We start from the raw sequence: 17,896 nt of genomic DNA, 5'->3' as shown, positions 1-17,896 counted from the left end.
TCAACCCGATCAGTCGCGTCTCACCGCGGCACATCACGGCGTGCACCGAGGGAGGCTTTGGGGCTTGCGTGCGCGGGCGGAGGCTGGTCGGGGAGGGTGGGCTGGTGGACGGTGGGGATGGGCGGCCGGTGGAGGTGGTGGCGCAGCAGGCGGGGTTTGGCTCGGCGAATGCGTTGCGGCAGCAGTTGGCGCGGGTGTTGGGGACGACGCCAACGGGGTATCGGCGGGGGTTTGGGGTGGGTGGGAGCGGCGTGCTGTCGGGCAGTTCACCGGCTTGACGCGCCTTCCAGCTCCCCCAGGCATGTCCATGCTGTGTATATTTCATATATATATCCGAGGTGAATCATGACCATGCACATCAATTTGTCGCCCGAAATGGAAAGCTTCATCAAGGGCAAGGTCGCCAGCGGCGATTACGGCAATGCCACAGAAGTCATTCGCGATGCCATTCGTCGCATGAAAGCCGAGGAAACCCGTCTGGCCGCCTGGCAAGCTGCCGTTGCGGAAGGTGTCGGTGAATTGGATCGAGGGGAAAGCCTGCCCTATTCCGCCGCAGAACTGGACGCCATTGCCGAAAGCGCCCGCAAGGCAATGCACAGCGCAGACCCCGTCAATCCCGATGTCCGCCCATAAAGCGCCAATTCGGCTTTCGCGCAAGGCTCGGCAGGATTTCATCGACATTCTTCGCTACACCGGCGAAACCTTTTTCATCAGAGAATGAGCATGGCGCGGCATTTGTAATTCAAGAAATTCCGATTGCGCGGGCATTGCCGAATTCATTCAGCGAGCAACCCACCCCGCCCCGCCTCCACCCGCGCCTTGAGGAAATCCCAGGTCGCCCGCATCCGCGCCAGATGCCGAATCTCCTCCGGCATCGTCATCCAGAAGGTGCGGATCACCCGCGTCGCCTCCGGCAATACCGGAACCAATCGCGCATCGCTGTCCGCGAGAAACGCCGGAAGAATCGCAATCCCCGCCCCGGCCGCCGTCGCCTCCTTCTGCGCAAGCACGCTGGTACTGCGCAGCGCAATCCGCTCGGGCCGGCAGAGTTCATCGAGGTAATGCAATTCGCGGCTGAACAGCAGGTCGTCGATATAGCTGACAAAGCCATGCCGCCGCAGGTCGTCCACGCTGGCAATCGGCGGGTGCGCGGCGAGGTAGTCGCGCGAGGCATAGGCGCGCAGCGCGTAGTCGGTCAGGCGCGTGAACACATAGGGCCCGCGCGACGGCCGCTCCAGCGTCACGACGATGTCGGCCTCGCGCCGCGACAGGTTGACCAGACGCGGCACCGCGAGCAGGTCGATGGCGAGGTTGGGATGCTGGCGCGTGAGCGCGGCGAGCGCCGGCGCCAGCACCACGGTGCCAAAGCCCTCGGTCGCGCCGACGCGCACCAGCCCCGACAGCCGCTCGCCAAGGCCGGCCGCGCTGGCCTCGCGCTGCACCTCGATGGCGAGGCAGGCGCTTTCCATCAGCTCGGCCTGCGGCAGCAGGCGGCGGCCGGCTTCGGTGAGCGCATGGCCGCCGGCATCGCGCGAGAACAGCGGCTGGCCGACTTCGGCTTCGAGCGCCTGCACGCGCCGCGACACGGTCGTGTGATCGACACCCAGCCGGCGCGCCGCCACCGCCAGCCGACCGCTGCGCGTCAGCTCCAGGAAGTAGCGGAGGTTGTCCCAGTCCATGCGCGGAATCCCTTGTTTTGACGGCGGATTGCTGTGGATTTTTGCAGATCGAAGCTGCGCTGAGCGCCATTGTCTCTGGAAATTTGCACACCTAGCATGGCCGTCAATCTCACGGAGGACGACGCCATGCCCAACGAAATCGCCACGCCGGCCCAGCTGGCACCGCAAGCCGCCGCCTCATCGGTGCCGACCGTCAAGCTGCTGATCGGCGGCCGGCTGGTCGAATCGACCACCACGGTCTGGCGCGACGTGGTCAACCCCGCCACGCAGGAAGTGCTGGCGCGCGTGCCCTTCGCCACGCCGGAGGAAATCGACGCTGCGGTCGCAAGCGCCAAGACCGCGTTCAAGACCTGGCGCAGCACCGCCATCGGCGCGCGCGCCCGCGTCTTCCTCAAGCTCCAGCAGCTCATCCGCGAAAACATGAAGGAGCTGGCCGCGATCCTGACCGCCGAGCAGGGCAAGACGCTGCCCGATGCCGAGGGCGACGTGTTCCGCGGCCTGGAGGTGGTGGAGCACGCGGCCGCCATCGGCAACCTGCAACTCGGCGAGCTGGCCAACAACGTGGCCGGCGGCGTCGATACCTACACGCTGCTGCAACCGCTCGGCGTCTGCGCCGGCATCACGCCGTTCAACTTCCCCGCGATGATTCCGCTGTGGATGTTTCCGATGGCGATCGCCTGCGGCAACACCTTCGTGCTCAAGCCGTCCGAGCAGGATCCGATGGTGACGATGCGGCTCGCGGAGCTGGCGCTCGAAGCGGGTCTGCCGCCCGGCGTGCTCAACGTCATCCACGGTGGCGAAGACGCGGTCAACGCGATCTGCGACCACCGCGACATCAAGGCCGTGTCCTTCGTCGGCTCGACGCGCGTGGGCACCCATGTCTACAACCGCGCGACGCAGGCCGGCAAGCGCGCCCAATGCATGATGGGCGCCAAGAATCACGGCGTGATCCTGCCCGACGCGCACCGCGAGCAGACGCTCAATGCGCTGGTGGGCGCGGCCTTTGGCGCCGCCGGCCAGCGCTGCATGGCGCTGACCACGGCCGTGCTGGTGGGCGCGGCGCGCGACTGGATTCCGGACCTCGTCGCCAAGGCGAAAACGCTCAAGGTCGGCCCCGGCAACCAGCCCGGCGTGGACGTGGGCCCGCTGGTGTCGAAGCAGGCGCTGGCGCGCGTGACCGGGCTCATCGAGCAAGGCATCGCCGAGGGCGCGACGCTGGAGCTGGACGGTCGCGCGCCCGAAGTGCCGGGCCATGCCCAGGGCAACTTCGTCGGCCCGACGATCTTCAGCGGCGTGAAGCCGGGCATGAGCATCTACGAGCAGGAAATCTTCGGCCCGGTGCTGGTCATCGTCGAGGCCGCGTCGCTCGACGAGGCGATTGCCTTCGTCAACGCCAATCCCAATGGCAACGGCACGGCGGTGTTCACGCAGTCGGGCGCGGCGGCGCGCAAGTTCCAGGAGGAGATCGACGTGGGTCAGGTCGGCATCAACGTGCCGATTCCGGTGCCGGTGCCGCTGTTCTCGTTCAGCGGGTCGCGCGCGTCGAAACTAGGCGATCTAGGACCGTATGGTAAGCAGGTCGTCTTGTTCTACACCCAGAGCAAGACGGTCACGCAGCGCTGGTTCGACGACGACTCGACCGGCGGCGTGAATACCACCATCGCCCTCAAGTGAGCCTTCCATGTCCCGCGAAAACCTGACCTTCGAAAACCTCTTTGTCGAGTTCCACGACGCCGTCGCGCTCATCACGCTCAACCGGCCCAAGGCGCTGAATGCGCTGTCGCCCGACCTGACGCGCGAGCTTGGCCTGGCGCTCGACCAGCTCGAAGCCGACGACGGCATCGGCGCGGTGGTCGTCACCGGCAGCGCCAAGGCCTTTGCGGCGGGCGCCGACATCAAGGTGATGAAGGACTGGAGCTACATGGATGTGTACGGCGCCGACTTCATCACCGCCACCTGGGAGCGCATCGCGCGCTTCCGCAAGCCGACGATTGCGGCCGTGGCCGGCTACGCCCTCGGCGGCGGCTGCGAGCTGGCGATGATGTGCGACTTCATTCTCGCGGCCGACACCGCCAAGTTCGGCCAGCCGGAAATCACCATCGGCACCATTCCGGGCGCCGGCGGCACCCAGCGGCTCACGCGTTTTGTGGGCAAGAGCAAGGCGATGGAAATGGTGCTGACCGGCCGCACGATGGACGCGGCCGAGGCCGAGCGCGCCGGACTCGTGAGCCGCGTGCTGCCCGCCGACGAGCTGCTGCCCGAGGCGCTCAAGGTCGCGAAGCGCATCAGCGAACTCTCGCGCCCGATCACGATGATGGCCAAGGACGCGGTCAATCGCGCCTACGAAACCACGCTCGCCGAGGGCGTGCATTTCGAGCGCCGGCTGTTCCATTCCACCTTTGCCACCGACGACCAGAAGGAAGGCATGACCGCCTTCGTCGAGAAGCGTCCGCCGCAGTTCAAGCACCGCTGAGCGCGGTATCCACCGGAGGAGACAAGAGCATGAAGATCGGATTCCTGGGCCTGGGCAACATGGGCGGGCCGATGGCGCGCAACCTGCTGAAGGCCGGCCACGAGCTGGTGGTTTTTGACGTGCAGGCCGAGGCGGTGGCGGCGCTGGTGCAGGCCGGCGCGCAAGCGGGCGCCTCGCCGGGCGCGATTGCCGCGAGCAAGGTGGAAGTCATCGTCACCATGCTGCCGGCGGCGGCGCATGTGCGCGGCGTGTACCTGGGCGCCGACGGGCTCGTCGCCAACGCCGCGCCGGGCTGCCTGCTCATCGACTGCTCGACCATCGATCCGTTCACCGCGCGCGAGGTCGCGGCCGCCGCCGCGCAGGCCGGGCTGGCGCTGCTCGACGCGCCGGTCTCGGGTGGCACCGGCGGCGCCGAGGCCGGCACGCTCACCTTCATGGTCGGCGGCGACGAGGCGGTGTTTGCGCAGGCCAAACCGCTGCTCGCCGCGATGGGCCGCAACATCGTGCATTGCGGCGCGAGCGGCAACGGTCAGGTCGCCAAGGTGGCCAACAACATGCTGCTCGGCATCTCGATGGCCGGCGTGTCCGAGGCGATGGCGCTCGGCGTGGCGCTGGGCATGGACCCGGTCACGCTGGCCGGCATCATCAACACGTCGAGCGGACGCTGCTGGAGCAGCGAGGTCTACAACCCGTGGCCCGGCGTGGTGCCCACGGCGCCCGCCGCGCGCGGCTACAGCGGCGGCTTCGGCACCGACCTGATGCTCAAGGACCTGGGCCTTGCCACCGAGGCCGCGCGCCTTGCGAAGCAGCCGGTGCCGATGGGCGCGCTGGCGCAGCAGCTCTATCAGGGCTTCAGCCATGCGGGGCACGGCCGGCTCGACTTCTCGGCCCTGGTGCGCAACTACCAGCCGGAGGGCGCATGAACGCCGCCAGCCATGTGCGTGCCGAACGCCGGGGCGCGCTCGGCATCCTCACGCTCGACCGCACGGCGGCGCTCAATGCGCTGACGCTCGACATGATCCGCGCGCTCCAGCGCCAGCTCGACGCCTGGGCGGCAGACCCATCGGTGCAGGCGGTGCTGCTGCGTGGCGCCGGCGACAAGGCCTTCTGCGCCGGCGGCGATGTGCGCGCCCTGCGCGATGCGCAACTGGCCGGCAGCGATGCGCCGCAGGCCTTCTTCAGCGAGGAATACCGGCTCGACGTGTTCATCCACCGCTATCCCAAGCCGGTGATCGCGTGGATGGACGGCATCGTGATGGGCGGCGGCATGGGCCTCGCGCAGGGCGCGGCGCTGCGCATCGCCACCGAGCGCACGCGCATCGCCATGCCGGAGGTGGGCATCGGCTTCTTTCCGGACGTGGGCGGCAGCTGGTTCCTGTCGCGGCTGCCGGGGGCGCTCGGGCTTTACCTTGGCCTCACCGGGCAGCGCATCAACGGCGCCGACGCGGTGTATTGCGGGCTGGCCGATTGCCTCGCCAGCAGCGACGACGCCGATGCGGTGGTCGAGGCGCTCGCGGGCATCGCCTGGCAGAGCGCGCTGCGCGCGGTGCTGCTCGATGCGCTCGCCGACCGGTTCGGCGTGACGGCCAACGCCGTCAACAGCGGGCTGGTCGCGCCGCCCACGGCTGCCAGCCTGCCGGCGCTGCATGCGCGCATCGACCATCACTTCGGCCAGCCCGATGTGGCGGCGATCTTCGCGTCGCTCGCGGCCGATGAAGACGACGCCTGGGCGCGCGACACGCTGGCGCTGCTGCGCGCGCGCTCGCCCCTCGCGGTGCTGGTCACCTTCGAGCAGCTCAGGCGCGGCCAGAAGATGCGCCTCGAAGACTGCTTTGCGATGGAGCTGGCCATGACCGGCCACTGGCTGCCGCGCGGCGATTTCATCGAGGGCGTGCGCGCGCTGCTGGTCGACAAGGACAACGCGCCGCGCTGGCGCCATGCGTCCATCGAAGACGTGCCCGCCGCCGAGGTGCAGGGCTTCTTCGCGCCGCTCGAGGAGGTGAGCCATGCATGACCTCGAACTGAGCGAAGACCAGCGGATGATCCGCGACATGGCGCGCGACTTTGCGCGCAACGAGGTCGCGCCGCACGCCGAAGCCTGGGAACGCGACGGCTGGATCGGCGACGACACCGTGGCCCAGATGGGCGCGCTCGGCCTGCTCGGCATGGTCGTGCCCGAGGAATGGGGCGGCGCCTATACCGACTACGTGGCCTATGCGCTCGCGGTCGAGGAAATCTCGGCCGGCGACGGCGCGCTCGGCGCGCTGATGAGCATCCACAACTCGGTCGGCTGCGGGCCGATCCTGGGCCACGGCACCGAAGCGCAGAAGCGCGAATGGCTGCCGCAACTCGCCAGCGGCGCGGCCATCGGCTGCTTCTGCCTGACCGAGCCCCAGGCCGGCTCGGAAGCGCACAACCTGCGCACCCGCGCCGTGCTGCGCAATGGCGAATGGATCATCGACGGCGCCAAGCAGTTCGTCAGCAATGCCAAGCGCGCGAGGCTTGCCATCGTGTTCGCCGTCACCGATCCCGAGCTTGGCAAGAAGGGGCTGTCGGCCTTCCTGGTGCCGACCGCGACGCCGGGCTTCGTCATCAACCGCGTCGAGCACAAGATGGGCATCCGCGCGTCGGATACCTGCGCGGTCACGCTCGACCATGTGCGCGTGCCGGCCGAGAACCTGCTCGGCGAACGCAATCGCGGGCTGGCGATTGCGCTGTCCAATCTTGAGGGCGGGCGCATCGGCATCGCGGCGCAGGCGCTGGGCATTGCGCGCGCCGCCTTCGAGGCCGCGCTGCGCTATTCGCGCGAGCGGGTGCAGTTCGGCAAGCCGATCGCCGAGCACGCGCCTATTGCCGAGAAGCTCGCCGACATGCACACCCAGCTCAATGCGGCACGGCTGCTCATCCTGCATGCGGCGCGGCTGCGCACGGCCGGCCAGCCCTGCCTGTCCGAAGCCTCGCAGGCCAAGCTGTTTGCGTCCGAGATGGCCGAGCGCGTGTGCTCGGCGGCGGTGCAGATTCACGGCGGCTACGGCTATCTGGCCGACTACGCGGTCGAGCGCTATTACCGCGACGCGCGCATCACCCAGATCTACGAAGGCACGAGCGAAATCCAGCGCATGGTCATCGCGCGCCAGCTCGACCACTACGCGTTCTGACCCGAACGCCGGGCCTGGCGCTCGCCATGCCCATCCCGCCGCAGCCGGCAGCAGACCGGCCCGGCCCCATCGCTGGACCGAGGAGACAAGCATGGAAATTTCCGTGGCGGAAGACGTTCGCGCGCCCGAAACGCAGGTGCCCGGCGCACTCGACCGGCTGCAAGCCGCCGCCAGCGCCGACCCAGCCGCGTTCTGGGCCGAGCGCGCCGAAGCCATCGACTGGAGCCGGCGCTGGGACAGCGTGCTCGACGCGCGCCGCTCGCCGTTCAACCGCTGGTTTGCGGGCGCCGAGCTGAACACCTGCTTCAACGCGCTCGACCGTCATGTGCGCGCGGGCCACGGGAGCCGTACCGCGCTCATCCACGACAGCGCCTATGCCGGCGTGCAAACCCGCGTTTCGTATGCCGCCTTGCTGGCGCAGACGGCGCGCTTTGCCGGCGTGCTGCGCGCGCTCGGCGTGGGCCGGGGCGACCGCGTCGTCATCTACATGCCGATGGTCATCGAGGCGGTGGTGGCGATGCTGGCCTGCGCCCGGCTGGGCGCGGTGCATTCGGTGGTGTTCGGCGGCTTTGCCGCGCCGGAGCTGGCCTCGCGCATCGACGATTGCACGCCGAAGGCGGTGGTCACGGCCTCGTGCGGCATCGAGCCGAACCGCGTGGTCGAGTACAAGCCGCTGCTCGACGCCGCGCTCGACCGCGCCACGCACAAGGTGCCGGCGGTGGTCGTGCTGCAACGCGCGCAATGCGCAGCCGCGCTGCAAGCCGGCCGCGATCACGACTGGCTCGCCAGCATGGCCGCCGCCACGCCGGCCGACTGCGTGCCGGTGGCCGCGACCGATCCGCTCTACATCCTCTACACCTCGGGCACGACCGGCCAACCCAAGGGCATCGTGCGCGACAACGGCGGCCATGCGGTCGCGCTGCTGTGGAGCGTGAAGGCGGTCTACGACATCGACCCGGGCGACGTGTTCTGGGCCGCGTCCGACATCGGCTGGCAGGTCGGCCACAGCTACATCACCTACGGCCCGCTGCTGGCCGGCGCGACCGCCCTGCTCTACGAGGGCAAGCCGGTCGGCACGCCCGACGCCGGCGCGTTCTGGCGCGTGCTGGCCGAGCATCGCGTGAAGGTGCTGCTCACCGCGCCGACCGCCATCCGCGCGATCCGCCGCGAAGACCCCGACGGCCAGCTGCTGCGCGGCAAGCATTTCCCGCATTTCAAGGGCCTGTTTCTGGCCGGCGAGCGCTCCGATGCCGACACGCTGCGCTGGGCCGAGACGCATCTGCGCGTGCCCGTCGTCGATCACTGGTGGCAGACCGAAACCGGCTGGCCGATCGCCGCCAATCCGCTCGGCATCGAGCGGCTGCCGGTGAAGCACGGCTCGCCGTCGCGCGCGGTGCCGGGCTGGGACATCCATGCGCTGGCCGCCGACGGCAGCGAAGTGCCGACCGGCGAAACCGGCCTGCTCGCGGTGCGGCTGCCGCTGCCGCCGGGCGCCGCCACGACGATCTGGAACGGCGACGAGCGCTTCGACCGCGCCTACTTCCGCGACCTGCCCGGCTGGTACAAGACCGGCGACGCCGGCTGCCTCGATGCCGACGGCTATGTCTATGTGATGAGCCGCGTCGACGATGTCATCAACGTGGCCGGGCACCGGCTCTCCACCGGTGCCATCGAGGAGGTGCTGGCCGCGCATCCCGACGTGGCCGAGTGCGCGGTGATCGGCGTCGCCGACGAGCTCAAGGGCCAGGCGCCGCTCGGCTTTCTGGTGCTCAAGCGCGGCGTCACGCGCTCGCGCGAGCTGATCGCGGCCGAGGTGGTGGCAGCGGTGCGCGACCGCATCGGGCCGGTCGCGGCCTTCCGGCAGGCGCTGGTGGTCGAGCGGCTGCCCAAGACGCGGTCCGGAAAAATCCTGCGCGGCACCATGGCGCGGATCGCCGACGGGCTGGAAGTGGCGGTGCCGGCCACCATCGACGACCCGGCCATCCTCGACGAAATCCGCGCTGCCACGCGCGGCTGAGGCGGGCGCGGCCCGGGGTGGTCGGCCGCGCCCGCCCCGGCGCTAGAGCTTGCCGCTCACCGTCAGCCCGACCCAGCGCGGCGTGCCCGGAATGTAGAGATTCCAGACTGGCTGATAGCCGTAATCGACATTGAAGGCGTTCTTGACCAGCAAGCTCACTTCGAACTTGCGGTCGAAACTGCCGATGCCGACGCCCAGATCGGTCAATCCATAACCGTCCACCCGGCTGAAACGCGACAGCGACGGATCGGTCAGATAGCTGCTGGTGTAGTTGTAATTGGCACTCGCAAACAGCCGCTTGTTGTCGAATACCGTCCACCAGTGCTCGCCGAACAGATTGAAGCTGAACGGCCCGACGCCGGCGAGCCGCCGGCCGCTCACATCGTAATAGGGCACCGAAGTGCCGCCGAGTTCGAGCGGCTTGGCGGCGAACTTGAAATCGACATAGCGCGCATCGTTGAAGGCGCCCGACAGCCGCAGATTGTCGTTGCGTCCGCCATAGGCAATATCCAGCTCGATGCCCTTGGAACGCACCTTGGGCACATTGCCGACGCCGGTGGTGTAATAGATCTGGTCGAAATTGTTGGCGCGCGTGCGGGCCTCGTCATAGAAATAGAGATTGCTGATGTAATCGTGAATCGTCTGGAAGAACACGGTGCCGTTGACCGATAGCGCATTGTCCAGCAATTGCGAACGCCAGCCCAGTTCGAAGGAATCGTTCTTTTCCGGCCGCACCGGCACCGAGCTGCCGCCATTGACCGTGGTACCCACGATCTGCGCAATGCCGGCCTTCTCGCCGTGCTGCCACGAGAAATAGCCGGTATCGGTCGGCGAAAACTTGTAGCTCGGGCTGATGTTGGCGCCGTAAAGCGTCTTGCTGAACGGCTGGGCCACGCTCTGGCCGTAAATCCCGCTCAATTGCGCGGCGCGGATCGCCTTGGCATCGGCCACCTGCTGCTTTTGCGCCGTGGTCAGCGCCGAATAGCTGGCGGCGCCGAAATACTTTTTGGCGGTGTAATCGGCCAGTGCCAGCTGGGTGGCGTTGTTGGTCGAAGCGAGTGCGCCGGCCGCCGTGGTGGCAAAACCGCCGAGCGCCACATTGCTGATCTGCACCGGATTGAGTTCCGGCGCAAAGCCCTGATCGTAGATGGCGTTGTAATTCACGTCATTGCGCCGCCGCTCGGCGGCAAGACGCAGCCCGGTATTCACATTGAGTTCTTCGCTCAGATGCCAGTTGACGCTGCCATAAAGCGCTGCGGTCGTGTCCTTCTTCTCGGAATAACTGTTGGCACCGAGCCGGTTGAGCGAATTGGCCATCAGATAGCGGCCGGCGCCGTCGAGATCGAGACGCTGATATTGTTGCGCATTCGCATAATAGGCGCCAGCATCCGAGCCGTATTTGCTGCCGCGCCCTTCGCCACCGCTCGACTTGAACACGTCGGCATAGAAAAAGCCCAGCTGATAGTCGTAAAGCCCGCCCTTCGGCGACGTGAGGCGAAATTCCTGGGTCTTCTGGCGGAAATAGCCAAGCCCCGACGACGGCCCGCGCTGGATATCGAAGGGCGTGGGATTGCTGAAATTGGGGCTGCCAAAGTCGAAGTGGTAATCGCGCCAGCCGCTGATCGACGTGAGCTTGTGATCGCCGAGCAGCCAGTTGAGCGTGACCGAGGCGCCACGGGTGTCGTTGGCGATCGGGTAGTGCTCGGCGCGATTCGATTCGCGCAGATAGTTGCCGTCATAACTCCAGCCCGGATCCTGGGTAAACCAGCGCCGCGTGAGCCGGCCGGAATCCTGCAAGTCAGGATTGACGCGGATGCGCTTGCCATCGGCACCGATCGAATCGTAGTACTCGGGCACGCCGCGCGGAAACACGCCGCCATTCGACGAAATGCCGTATTCCTTGCTGTTGGGCGTGATATCCACGCTCAGTCGCGCATTGAAATCGGCATTCGGCACCAGCAGGAATTGCAGCTTGCCAAAGGTGCGGTCGATGTTGCCATAGGTCACTTCATTGCCGCCGCCGTTGCGTGCGTTGTAATACTGATTCTCGACCGGCCCGTTCGATTGTTCGCGGTAGATCGTGCCGCGCCAGGCCAGCACATCGTCGACGACCGGTCCGCCAATGGCCGCCTTGGCAATCAGCGTATTGCGCTGGCCGATGGTGACCGACGCTTCGGCCTCCGGCACGAAACTCGGCTTCTTGGTGGTGAAGGTGATCTTGCCCAGACTGGCCGAATAGCCGCCCGACGTGCCTTGGGGCCCGCGCGCCACATCGACGGTCTCGATGTCGTAATAGCTGTTGAATACCGCCATGTTCGACAGGATGTAGGGTACATCGTCGACCGTGGTATTGACGCTGGCATCGAAACTCAATGCGCCACCGGTCCCCAGATAGCCCACGCCGCGCAGACTCAATGCGGTGGTGGTCGGATTGGTGCTCGATCCGCCCCATTTCACATTGCCGATGCGGCGCAGAATGTCGCGGAAATTGTTGACCTGCTGCTTTTCGAGTTCTTCGCCCGCCACCACGGAAATCGAGCGCGGCACATCCTTCAATGCGGCGAGCGGCGAACGCTTGCCGCGCACGGTCACCGCTTCGAGCGCACCGCCATTGGCCGAGCCCGCAGCGCCGGCGGCATTTGCCGGCTCGGCCTGGGCATTTGCCGCCGGCTCGGCCGCCGGCGCGCGCTGACCGAGCGCCTTGCGGCTTTCTTCGAGCGCCTGGCGCAATTCGGCGATTTCAGCCTGGTATTTGCGGTTTTCGGCTTCGAGTTCGGCCGGCGTCTTGTCGGCTGCCTGCACGCATTGCTGCGAAAACGCCGCCAGTGCTGCCGCAATGGCAATGACCGAACGCCGGCGCCGAATCTGCGCCGGCCAGTCGTTTGCCCAAGCTGTGCGTTCTGCACCATTCCTGCTCGATTTCAAGATTGATCTCCGACTCTGGATGAAATAGCGGATGCAGTCGAATCGACTTTCTTGAAATGCAGACAGCAACAGCCATTCCAGCCGGATTCAAAGCTGGCGGATATGTAATGCCAATCGATGGAAATGAATGAATGTCAGAAACGCAGCAAAGACGGCGATCGCCATGCTGGGAAATGAAATTGCTGAGCGGTTTCCAGCGTCATTTGCTGGAAATATCGCGGACTGCTTGAAATGCATGAGCGGCCACCGGTGCAAGCCGGTGTTGATTTGCCGGAGCGACCTAGACCGGCATGTGCAGCGGCTGGCCGGATCGGTGCAGCGCCCGGGCTCAGCCGCGCCGCCGGCGCCACAGCCCCAGCAACGCCAGCCCGGCCAGCAGCGCGCCCGCGCCGCCCGCTTCCGGCACCGGCGACGCCACGATCCGCAGGCCGCCCGCGCCCGAATAGAACGGCGAGTCCACCGCGATGCTGGTGATCGAGTGGCTGCCGGCGCCCAGCCGCCAGCTGCCGTGGCTCCAGCGCGGATCGCCGAATGCCTGGTCGAAATCGTCGATGAAGCCGCCGTCGCCCTCGGGCGCCGAGGTCAGCCCGAGCGCCACGCCGCCGTCGAACAGCGCAAAGCGGTCGCCGGCAAAGAAGCTGTCGGTCACCGACAGCACACCGCCGCCAGCGCCGAAGCTGAAGCTGAACGGCGCGCCCGCCAGGCTGCTGCCCGGCCCGTCGAAGCGGAACACGGTCCAGCCGTCATCGACGGACAGCACGGTGGCCTGGCAGGGCGCCAGACCGACAAGCAGGCCGGCGCCGAGCGCGAGCAGGGTCTTCTTCATGCGGCCAATCTCCCCGACGGCGCCCGAGTTGGAGCGAGCGCTCAGTGTTTTTGATGCGTTAGGTGTCAACACCTAGAACGCATTATCCGTGATGGACAGCACATTTCTGCAAGCCCAGGATGCCCCACCGGATCGCCCGGAGCCCTGCGCCAAGTTGGGCTGACCGCCCAGCGATCCTCCCCTTGCGGAGACGTCGATGGCCGAGAACGTATGGACCGCACTGGTCAAGGGCTGCCTGGCATTCGCGCATTCGCGCGCCGGCGATCTGGTCGGCGAAAGCTTCAGCGACTCGGGCAGCCTCGTTAAATCGCTGTTCGACGGCTCGCCGGCCGGCACCGCCAAGACGCGGCTCGATGAGCTGAAGAAGGACATCAAGGACCTCAAGCCCCAGGTCGAGCCGCTGGTCAAGGCGCTCAAGCCCAAGATCGACGCCGGCAAGACGGCCGTGACCAACATGGCCAAGGAACTGGGCACCGACCCGTTCACCTTCGAGGCTGCCGGCCGCGCCGCCACCGAGCTTGGCTATCTGCTGATCGCCTTCGACGAGGCGGTCGGCATCATCGCGGTCGAGCTGGCCAAGCCCGAGCCCACGCCGGCCGCGCGCCAGCAGATGGAGGACGCGATCCGCGGCATCACCGCGCCGTGGAAGAAGCCGTTCGCCGACATGGCCGGCGATGTTCACAAGACCTTCGACAGCGTTTGCAAGACCGTGCTCGGCGTGGACAACGCGGGCGGCAAGTTCGCCGACGAGCTGAGCTGGAACCGCAGCGAAAAGCGCCTCGCGCTCAAGCTGATCGGCACCGGCCAGCATGCGGTCGGCGCGCTGTCCTTCGACGGCGGCTGGATCGAGGCCTTCTTTCAGTACAAGGACGTGGCCAAGCTGGGCGTGGCGATCAACACCACGCTCAAGGCCGGGCTGCGCGGCGACAAGTTCCTCGAAAAGATCATCCCGGCGCAGGCGCCGACGGCCGATGCCAAGTCGACCGCCATCACGCTCGACACGCATGACGGCCTGACCTTCGGCAGCGGGCCCAACAAGCGGCTGGTGCTGCCGGTGCGCTTCTCGCTGCCGGGCATCGAGGTGCGCGAGCTGGCCATCGCGCGGCCGGCCAAGCAGCAGGCCGACGACTCGGGCCGCATCGACATCATGACCACCATCGCCGGCAAGATCGGCTCGGCGTTTGCCACCGTGGTCGAGGAAGGCGGCGTGTCGATCTTCTGGCATGACGGCGGCGCGCTGGAGGTGAAGCCCAAGCCGCCGTCGGGCGCGGGGCTGCGCATCAACGTGGGACCGGTGCGCGGCGGCGGCTACCTGCGCTACAAGGAGCTGGAGCACGGCGGCGAGTACGGCGGCGTCATCGACCTTCAGGTGGTGAAGATCGGCGTGACCGCCATCGGCCTGATCGCGACCGATCCGTTCTCGATGGTGATCGTGATCGGCGTGCACTTCATGCCCAAGATCGAGCTGTCCTTCGGCTTCACGCTCAACGGCGTGGGCGGGCTGCTGGCGATCGACCGGCGCATCGACACCGCCGCGCTCACCAAGGGCATGCAGAGCGGGATGATCGGCAACCTGCTCTTCCCCAACGATCCGGTGGCGTCGGCGCCGACCATCCTCGATCAGCTTGGCCAGGCCTTTCCGGCGCAACCGGGCGCGTTTGTGGTGGGGCCGATGGTGGAGCTGGGCTGGGGCTCGCAGGCCGGCTTCATGAAGGCGCGGGTCGGCATCCTGATTGCGCTGCCCGATCCCAAGGTGATTTTGCTGGGCGCGGTCGAGATCGGCGTGCCCTCGGCCGATGTGGAAGCCAAGCTGCGCATCGTCGATCTGCGCGCGGAAATCTATGGCGAGATCTCGCCCGACTACCTGCTGATCCTGGTGTCGTTGCAGAACTCCAAGATCTTCAAGGTGACGATCAGCGGCGACATCGGGCTGTTCGTGCGCTGGGCCGGCGGCTCGGCATTCGCGCTGTCGATCGGCGGTTTCTTTCCCAAGTACAAGGCGCCGGCCGAGCTGTCGCAGATGCGGCGCTTCACGGTCAACGTGTCGCCGCCGGTCGACTGGCTCAAGGTCACGGCCGAGGGCTATTTCGCCATCACCTCCAACTCGGTGCAGTTCGGCGGCAAGGTCTCGGTCAAGGCCGAGGTGGGGCCGGCCAGCGGCGAGGCCTGGCTGTCGCTCGATGCGCTGTTCCAGTGGTCGCCCAAGTTCTATTTCATCGTCGTCATCGATGCGGGCATCCGCATCAAGGCCTTCGGCGCGACGATTGCCGGCGCCAGCTTTCATGGCGAGCTGTCGGGCACCACGCCGTGGAAGCTCGAAGGTCATGCCTCGGTGGAAATCCTCTGGTGGGATGTGCCGGTCGACATCGGCCCGATCACCTGGGGCGAGGATGACAAGACTCAGCTGCCGGCCGTGTCGCCGGCCCAGCAGGTGCAGCAGGCGCTGCTGGCCGACGAGGCCTGGAAGCCGGTGCTGCCGGCCGGCGCCGACCAGATGGTGCGGCTACGCGACGATCCGCTGCCGCTGCTGGTCCATCCGCTCGGCGCGCTGGAAGTGAAGCAGCAGCGCCTGCCGCTGGAGACGCACATCGACCGGCTCGGCTCCAGCCCGGTCACGTCGAACCGCGCCTTTCTGGCCGACGCGAGCATCGGCAGCGGCAGCTTGCAGGCGGTGTCGCATGCGACCGAGCTGTTCTCGCCCGGCCACTTCATCAAGATGAGCGACGACCAGCAGGTGTCGCGGCCCGACTTCGAGAGCTTTCCCTGCGGCATGCGGCTGGCGGCGGCGGCGGCCGTCACCCACGACCCCGATCCGGGCAGCATCGCCGTGGATTGGGAGACCTGCTATCCGCACGAGGAAACGCCACGGCTGGTCGAGCGCTTCAGCTTTGCCGAGCTGAATCTGGCGCTGGCGAGCAATCGCGGCTTTCTGCGCCAGAGCGCGGTCGCGGCGGCGGCGCGCGCAGTCGGCAATCCCTATGCGCCGGCGCGCATCAACCCGGCCGCCACGGTGCGCACCCAGGCCGCCGGCACGGTGTCGGTGGCGCGCGCCGATGACCTGTCGCTGCCGGCCGGCGCGCCGCGCGGCGTGCCGACGATGGTCGCGGCGAGCTGGCTCAAGGCCAATGCCGGCGCCGGCCTTCAGATCGTTGCCGCGCAATCGCTCGAAGGAGCACTGGCATGAACGCATCGCTCGCGCTTTCCGTCGGCTTCACCCTGGCCGACGCCACCGCACTCGCACCGCTCACGCCGTATGCGCCCGAGAACGTGGTGCTCGGCGAATACAGCTTTCTCTCGTGGGCGCGCAGCGGGCTGGCGGCGGCCATCGCCTCGCCGGTGGCCGGCGCGGTGCGCGGCACGGTCACGGTGAAAGTGAATGTCGGCGAGGACGGCGGCGCCACGCTGCCGGTGGAACGCACGCTCACGCTGCGCGGCCCCGGCGATGTGCAGGCCATCGATCCGTCGCAGATCATCCGGCGCGTGCCGGCGCCCGGCACGCCCGATGCCGAGGCCAATTTCCTGGCCCAGATCGAATTCGACCGGCCCGAGTTTCCCTGGCTGTTCTCGCCGTTTGCGCCCGAGGGCTCGCGGCTCGCGCCCTGGCTGGCGCTGGTGGTCTGCGACAGCGCCTTCGCCACGCTGGAGCCGGGCCAGAACGGCCTGCCGCAGCAGCTGCGCACCCGCCTGGGCGAGCTGCAACCGCTCGACGACAACTGGGCCTGGGCGCATGCGCAGGTCTCGGGCGCGGTGGCGGGCGGCGCCTCGCTGGCGGATCGGCTCGGGCCCGAACATGCGGCGCAGAACCTGGCGCGCCTCCTCTGCCCGCGCAAGCTCGACGCCGGGCGCAGCTATGTGGCCGCGCTGGTGCCGGCCTTCGATGCCGGCGTGCAGGCGGCGCTGGGGCTGGAAGGCGGCACGCTGGCGCCGGCCTGGAACCGCGCCGCCGACGCCAGCGATGCCGCCACCGAAATCGCGCTGCCGGCGTTCACCAGCTGGACCTTCTCCACCAGCACGTTTGGCGACTTCGAGCAGCTGGCGAAGAAGATCGTGCCGGTGGTCGCGCCCTGGACCATCGGCCGCCGCCCGGTCGATGTGAGCCAGCCGCGCGGCGGCCTGCCGGCGCTGGCCGAGAACGCGCCCGGCGCACGCCAGCTGCTGCGCTGCGCGCTGGTGTCGCCGACCAAGCCGCCCGCCGGCCAGCCGGCCGAGAAGGCCGAATGGATTCCGGCCCAGCGCGATCTGCTGCGCATCGAGCTCGACCGCGTCGGCGACGGCAGCGAGGCGCTGCCGCGCGTCGGCGCCCGGCTCTACGCCCGCTATCAGCGCGCCGAGAACAAGCTCGGCCCGGTCTTTGGCAATCCGCCGCTCAGCGCCGCCAAGGCCGATGCCGACTGGTTCACGCGGCTCAACACCGCGCCGCTGCTGCGCGTGATTGCCGGCCTCGGCACGCGGGTGGTGCAGAAGGATCAGGAGCCGCTGATGCAGGCGGCCTGGGCGCAGGTCGGCGAGGTGGAGCAGGCCAATCGCATGCTGGCGCTGATGCAGATGAGCCGCTTTGTCGGCGAGGCGCTGCACCGGCGCCATCTGCAAAAGCTCGACCTCGGCGCGCTGGCGCAGATCACGCGCGGCGTGCAGGCCAAGCTGCGGCTGCCCGGCGAACCGCGCACCGTGTTTGGCCAGATCGGTGCCGGCTTCACGCCGCCGGCCGCGCTGTCGCCGGCGTTCCGCCGCATCACCCGCATGCGCGGGCCGATTGCGCGCTTTACCGCGCCGGCGCTGCTGGCGACCATGCCCTTGAGCGCATTGCGCAGCGCCGGC

At 67.9% G+C, this 17,896-nt stretch carries 12 protein-coding genes; 9 read left to right on the top strand and 3 right to left on the bottom strand.

Translation table 11 applies throughout. The features are described 5' to 3' along the window. Positions 1-345: 345 nt before the first annotated feature. Positions 346-633 carry a type II toxin-antitoxin system ParD family antitoxin gene (locus B9P64_RS14550; RefSeq protein WP_085316840.1) on the top strand — a complete coding sequence of 96 codons (288 nt, stop codon included), beginning with the start codon at positions 346-348 and terminating at the stop codon, positions 631-633. A gap of 143 nt (positions 634-776) precedes the next feature. Here B9P64_RS14550 and B9P64_RS14545 read toward each other — a convergent pair whose 3' ends face one another. Continuing rightward, entirely contained in the window at positions 777-1,679 is a 903-nt protein-coding gene (locus B9P64_RS14545) for a LysR family transcriptional regulator (protein ID WP_085316839.1), read from the bottom strand. 126 nt (positions 1,680-1,805) lie between these two features. On the opposite strand from B9P64_RS14545, the gene B9P64_RS14540 reads away from it, so the two are divergent. The 6 genes from B9P64_RS14540 (at position 1,806) to B9P64_RS14515 (ending at position 9,327) form a co-directional block, all read left to right on the top strand. Further along, positions 1,806-3,353, top strand: coding sequence for a CoA-acylating methylmalonate-semialdehyde dehydrogenase (locus B9P64_RS14540; protein WP_085316842.1), 1,548 nt, complete (start codon positions 1,806-1,808; stop codon positions 3,351-3,353). A 22-nt stretch (positions 3,354-3,375) separates the two neighbouring features. Further along, complete coding sequence (locus tag B9P64_RS14535) at positions 3,376-4,152, top strand: enoyl-CoA hydratase (RefSeq protein WP_085316841.1); 777 nt, start codon at positions 3,376-3,378, stop codon at positions 4,150-4,152. A 29-nt stretch (positions 4,153-4,181) separates the two neighbouring features. Then, positions 4,182-5,075, top strand: coding sequence for a 3-hydroxyisobutyrate dehydrogenase (gene mmsB, locus B9P64_RS14530; protein ID WP_085316838.1), 894 nt, complete (start codon positions 4,182-4,184; stop codon positions 5,073-5,075). Further along, positions 5,072-6,166 (top strand): enoyl-CoA hydratase/isomerase family protein, encoded by a 1,095-nt coding sequence (locus B9P64_RS14525; RefSeq protein WP_085316837.1) that lies wholly within the window; start codon positions 5,072-5,074, stop codon positions 6,164-6,166. The genes mmsB and B9P64_RS14525 overlap by 4 nt, the downstream gene beginning before the upstream one ends. Further along, positions 6,159-7,310, top strand: a complete 1,152-nt coding sequence (locus B9P64_RS14520) for an acyl-CoA dehydrogenase family protein (RefSeq protein WP_085316836.1) — start codon at positions 6,159-6,161, stop codon at positions 7,308-7,310. Before B9P64_RS14525 ends, B9P64_RS14520 begins: the two co-directional genes overlap by 8 nt. A 91-nt stretch (positions 7,311-7,401) precedes the next feature. Further along, complete coding sequence (locus B9P64_RS14515; RefSeq protein ID WP_085316835.1) at positions 7,402-9,327, top strand: AMP-binding protein; 1,926 nt, start codon at positions 7,402-7,404, stop codon at positions 9,325-9,327. A gap of 42 nt (positions 9,328-9,369) precedes the next feature. Here the strand turns inward: B9P64_RS14515 and B9P64_RS14510 are convergent, their stop codons facing one another. Further along, a complete protein-coding gene (locus B9P64_RS14510) occupies positions 9,370-12,129 on the bottom strand; it encodes a TonB-dependent receptor (protein WP_176256841.1) in 2,760 nt (919 codons plus the stop codon). Positions 12,130-12,580: 451 nt separating this feature from the next. Beyond that, the gene (locus tag B9P64_RS14505; RefSeq protein ID WP_085316833.1) at positions 12,581-13,078 is read right to left on the bottom strand and encodes a hypothetical protein; all 498 of its coding nucleotides are present in this window, start codon (positions 13,076-13,078) and stop codon (positions 12,581-12,583) included. A 196-nt stretch (positions 13,079-13,274) separates the two neighbouring features. Between B9P64_RS14505 and B9P64_RS25745 the strand changes: the two genes are divergently transcribed. Both B9P64_RS25745 and B9P64_RS14495 read left to right on the top strand, forming a co-directional pair. Continuing rightward, entirely contained in the window at positions 13,275-16,262 is a 2,988-nt protein-coding gene (locus B9P64_RS25745) for a DUF6603 domain-containing protein (RefSeq protein ID WP_085316832.1), read from the top strand. Beyond that, a partial coding sequence (locus B9P64_RS14495) for a hypothetical protein (protein WP_217808693.1) occupies positions 16,259-17,896 on the top strand: 1,638 nt, incomplete at its 3' end. The genes B9P64_RS25745 and B9P64_RS14495, both read left to right, overlap by 4 nt.

Source organism: Derxia lacustris, from assembly GCF_002105195.1.
In the GTDB taxonomy this organism is placed as follows: Bacteria; Pseudomonadota; Gammaproteobacteria; order Burkholderiales; family Burkholderiaceae_E; genus Derxia; species Derxia lacustris.
Note: the sequence above shows the minus strand (reverse complement) of the source record. Positions and strands in the feature narration are given on the sequence as shown.

Coding starts and splice junctions, on each gene's coding strand:
- B9P64_RS14550 (WP_085316840.1), top strand. CDS start 346: ATGACCATGCACATCAATTTGTCGCCCGAAATGGAAAGCTTCATCAAG.
- B9P64_RS14520 (WP_085316836.1), top strand. CDS start 6,159: ATGCATGACCTCGAACTGAGCGAAGACCAGCGGATGATCCGCGACATG.
- mmsB (WP_085316838.1), top strand. CDS start 4,182: ATGAAGATCGGATTCCTGGGCCTGGGCAACATGGGCGGGCCGATGGCG.
- B9P64_RS14505 (WP_085316833.1), bottom strand. CDS start 13,078: ATGAAGAAGACCCTGCTCGCGCTCGGCGCCGGCCTGCTTGTCGGTCTG.
- B9P64_RS14545 (WP_085316839.1), bottom strand. CDS start 1,679: ATGGACTGGGACAACCTCCGCTACTTCCTGGAGCTGACGCGCAGCGGT.
- B9P64_RS14525 (WP_085316837.1), top strand. CDS start 5,072: ATGAACGCCGCCAGCCATGTGCGTGCCGAACGCCGGGGCGCGCTCGGC.
- B9P64_RS25745 (WP_085316832.1), top strand. CDS start 13,275: ATGGCCGAGAACGTATGGACCGCACTGGTCAAGGGCTGCCTGGCATTC.
- B9P64_RS14515 (WP_085316835.1), top strand. CDS start 7,402: ATGGAAATTTCCGTGGCGGAAGACGTTCGCGCGCCCGAAACGCAGGTG.
- B9P64_RS14540 (WP_085316842.1), top strand. CDS start 1,806: ATGCCCAACGAAATCGCCACGCCGGCCCAGCTGGCACCGCAAGCCGCC.